3 protein-coding genes and 1 pseudogene are annotated in these 3,586 nt (G+C 59.9%); 2 read left to right on the top strand and 2 right to left on the bottom strand.

Annotation, left to right across the window (positions count from 1 at the left end):
• Window positions 1–73: 73 nt before the first annotated feature.
• Window positions 74–367, bottom strand: a complete 294-nt coding sequence (locus tag LB543_RS33665; protein WP_140813751.1) for a hypothetical protein — start codon at window positions 365–367, stop codon at window positions 74–76.
• An 84-nt stretch (window positions 368–451) separates the two neighbouring features.
• On the bottom strand, window positions 452–829 hold the full coding sequence (locus LB543_RS33660; RefSeq protein ID WP_140813752.1) for a hypothetical protein: 378 nt from the start codon (window positions 827–829) through the stop codon (window positions 452–454).
• Window positions 830–950: 121 nt separating this feature from the next.
• Here LB543_RS33660 and LB543_RS34125 point away from each other — a divergent pair, with 121 nt between their 5' ends.
• Together LB543_RS34125 and LB543_RS33650 are read left to right on the top strand one after the other, a co-directional pair.
• Window positions 951–2,924: an acyltransferase family protein gene (locus tag LB543_RS34125; RefSeq protein ID WP_224617343.1), complete on the top strand. Its 1,974-nt coding sequence runs from the start codon at window positions 951–953 to the stop codon at window positions 2,922–2,924.
• A gap of 89 nt (window positions 2,925–3,013) precedes the next feature.
• Window positions 3,014–3,471 (top strand): annotated as a pseudogene (locus LB543_RS33650) (AAA family ATPase); the annotation flags it as partial.
• Between the last annotated feature and the right edge of the window lie 115 nt (window positions 3,472–3,586).

Here is a 3,586-nt window from a genome sequence, read left to right as displayed (position 1 = left end):
TGCCTGCTGGCCATGGTGCGGTCGATCTTGTTCTGATCCTCGATGGTCTTTGCCTTTCGCGCCGGCGAGGCTGCTACCGATCGCCGCCCGGAGGGCTGGAACACCTTTGACGCGGGAGGTCCCACAGCCCGCCAGCAGAAGTGCAGTCGTAAAAAGACCGGCTGGCCTCAATGCCCTTGCGTATCGCATCCTGATTGTCCTTTTCGATCTTGGCGCGGACTTCATCGGCGCCCTTGTGCTTGATGAATTCGTAGACCCCGAGCGCAGCGCCCGAGGCGGACAGGGCGATTGCCGCCCAAAGGATCGCGCCGGCCGCTAAGCGCGAAATGCCGAGGCGAACGACAAGCAGGGTGATGATCGCGGTCATTGGCCGAGCCACCAGAAAAAGATGATGCCCTCGACGACAGCGAGGCCGACAGCGCCAGCCGCGGCGCCCAGCAGGAAGACCACTTCATGCCGGCGCCTCGCCACCCAGCGCGGCCGCAAGGTGCTTGGACTTCCTGTTGGCGCACCATCGGTAGCCAGCGCCGCCCATCAGCAGCACGGCGCTGATGACGGCCAGCACCAGGACTACTCTCATGATGAACTCGCTACCGTAGGACATCGGGGAAAGCTGGTTCTGCAGATCCCGCAAGGTGCCAGCGACACCACCCCCGCCGATGCCGGCGCCGATCGCCGCGTCGGCCGGCGCAGTGGATGGTGCGGCGTTCGCATTCTCGACGAAGGCCTTCGCCTGGCCGCCGTCGATGAAGTTGCCGCTTGCGGCACCGCCCCGCCCGGATCTTGGGGCGGTTCGAATAGCCGCCTTCGTGCGCGAGCACGCGGCCAAGCGATTCCTTTTCGCGGTAAACAGCCATAGATGATCCTTTCCGCCCTTGCGGGCAGGTTGTTCAGACTTGGATCTTGGTTATTGTCACCGCGCGTAGACTGGGCCGACTCTAGGGGTTTTCGTGAAGTCCAACGACTATAGACCCGACATCGATGGACTGCGTGCCGTAGCGGTGATCGCCGTCATGCTGTTTCATTTCGGCGTGCCCGGCCTTGCCGGCGGGTTCGTCGGGGTAGATATCTTCTTTGTAATCTCGGGCTACTTGATCACCGGTATACTTGTTGGGCCGAAACGCCTCTCTGTCGCCGAATTCTATGGTCGGCGCGTGCGCCGCATACTTCCGGCGATGTTGCTGGTAATTGCCGTATCCCTCATCGCCGGATGGTTTCTGCTCCTGCCGGGTGATTATGATAGCCTAGGGAAAAGCGCCGCCTATTCCTCAGTCGGGTTTGGGAACTATTACTTTCTCTGGAACACAGGCTATTTCGACCGCGAGGCCGCCCTACAGCCGCTACTGCATCTTTGGTCTCTCGGTGTTGAAGAGCAGTTTTACCTCGTGTGGCCAGCTCTGATGCTTGCCCTCAGCCGTATTTCGCGCGGTCGGCCGACTATTGCGGTCGTCGCAATCAGCTTGGTGGCGATCGTCAGCTTTTCGACAGCGGTTCATTTGGTCGCCACCGATCCCAAACAGGCATTTTATGCCCCCTTCAGCAGGGCATGGGAATTGGCTGTCGGTGGAATCCTGGTCTTTGTTCCTTTGCCACGGCGTTCATCCGTCGATTGGTTAGGTTGCCTGGGCTTGATTATCATTGTGCTGAGCATCCTTCGCTTGTCGCCGGACGATGCGTTCCCCGGAGTGAATGCACTGGCTCCAGCTTTTGGCGCCGCGTTGCTGGTTTGGCGCCGCTCGCCGTCGCCAGTCACCGCCGCACTGTCGTTCTCGCCGCTACGTTTCACGGGCAAAATCTCGTACAGCCTGTATCTCTGGCATTGGCCGATCTTTGTTTTCTTCCGTCAATATGCCGACGGTACTCTACCGACGGCGATCGAGACCGGAACAGTCTTCCTATTCACGTTTTTGGCCGCCACGCTCTCATGGCGCTACATCGAGGAGCCCGTACGTCGCCTCCAGCCTATGCCGTTGAAAGCAATCACCGCCGGAGCCGCCGCAGCTTTGATGGTCGCATGGAGTGGCAACGCGATCTCGCAAGCTGGCGGGTTTACCAGCAGGGTTTCCGATGATGCCTTGGCAATGCGCAGCCTTAAGGTGATGTGGGATTGGCCATGTCCGCAGACGGTCAACATCCCTGAACTCCGCGTTACCTACTGCGCGTTCGGAGCTCCTTGGGTGACAGCCAAGCACCACGGTATACTCTGGGGTGACAGCCATGCTGACCATCTTGCCCCGCTAATTGATGTTGTCGGCCAGCTGGAAGATACGGCATTTTTTCTGTACGAACCCTGCCCTGCGGCGCTCGGCGAGCGCATCTATCGCAACTTTCCCGAGGCGCCCAACTACAAGGACCGCTGTGCGTCATCGCAGAAAGCAGCCATCAACATGCTACGCCTGCGGCCTGACGTTGATGTCGTGGTTCTGGCCGCCGCTTGGTCTGGACTGCAATTCACCGATATCGTTGCTGCCGATGGACATCAGGCTGACAAGGTTTCATTGGTGCGCGAGGGTTTGCAAATGCTCCTTCCAGAGATTGCCGCGGCCAATCGACGGATCACAATTGTTGCTCCAACGCCAGGGCCCGCCGAGGATCTGACTTCTTGCGCTGTTAACAAGGAAAGTAACCTTCTCAGGCGTCGATGCTCGACCGAGATGAACAGCAAATGGGCCACATCGGTGCGTCGACCGATTACCTCGGCCCTCAAATCGCTGGCAGCGGAGAACAATTTATCGTTCGTTGATCCGGGTCCTGGGATGTGCCCAAATGATCAATGCACAACTTACGTCAACGGTGAGTTCATCTACCGGGATGCCTCACATCTGCGACGGAATTTGCGGACTCAGACGAAGGAAGCGCTTGCGAAGATGATTGGCTTGGACGCCATAGCAGAACGAGCCAAACAGCCAGCTCCAGCAAGCTAGGGTATGATTTTCAGCCAGCGGGCAGTTCAGATGGGACGGCCGCAGGGTTCTAGGCGGCCGGCTTCCCAACCCTTTTGTCTGTCATATGTTCCAGCAGCCGGCATGGCTGGCAACAGGGCCGCGACATGCTTACCTCGCGCGATGTTCTGGTGATCGACGAGGCGGGCATGGTCGGCACGCGCCAGTTGGAGCGCGTGTTGTCCCATGCCGCCGAGGCCGGCGCGAAAGTCGTGCTGGTCGGCGATCCGCAGCAGTTACAAGCCATTGAGGCGGGTGCGGCGTTCCGGTCGGTCTACGAACGTCATGGCGGCGTCGAGATCGGCGAGGTGCGCCGCCAGCGGGAAGACTGGCAGCGCGACGCCACGCGCGATTTGGCGACAGCCAGAACCGGCGCTGCAATCCAGCCTTTGACACTCATGGCATGCTCCATGCCGCCCAGACGCCGGAACAGGCACGCAACGATCTGATCGACCGCTGGGACCGCGACCGGCAGGCATCGCCTAACCGCAGCCGCATCATTCTCACCCACACCAATGACGAGGTTCGCATGGCTGGATCACGCGGAGAAACCGCCTTCCATTTCCAGCGGCTCATGACCCGGCTCCCGATTGAGCTGCCGGATATCATATCGACCAACTTGACCACAGATTGGACAGACGTAG

It is taken from the genome of Mesorhizobium sp. ESP7-2 (genome assembly GCF_020164715.1).
GTDB lineage: Bacteria > Pseudomonadota > Alphaproteobacteria > Rhizobiales > Rhizobiaceae > Mesorhizobium.
The sequence above is the reverse complement of the archived record's forward strand: the minus strand, read 5'-3'. Positions and strand labels throughout refer to the sequence as shown.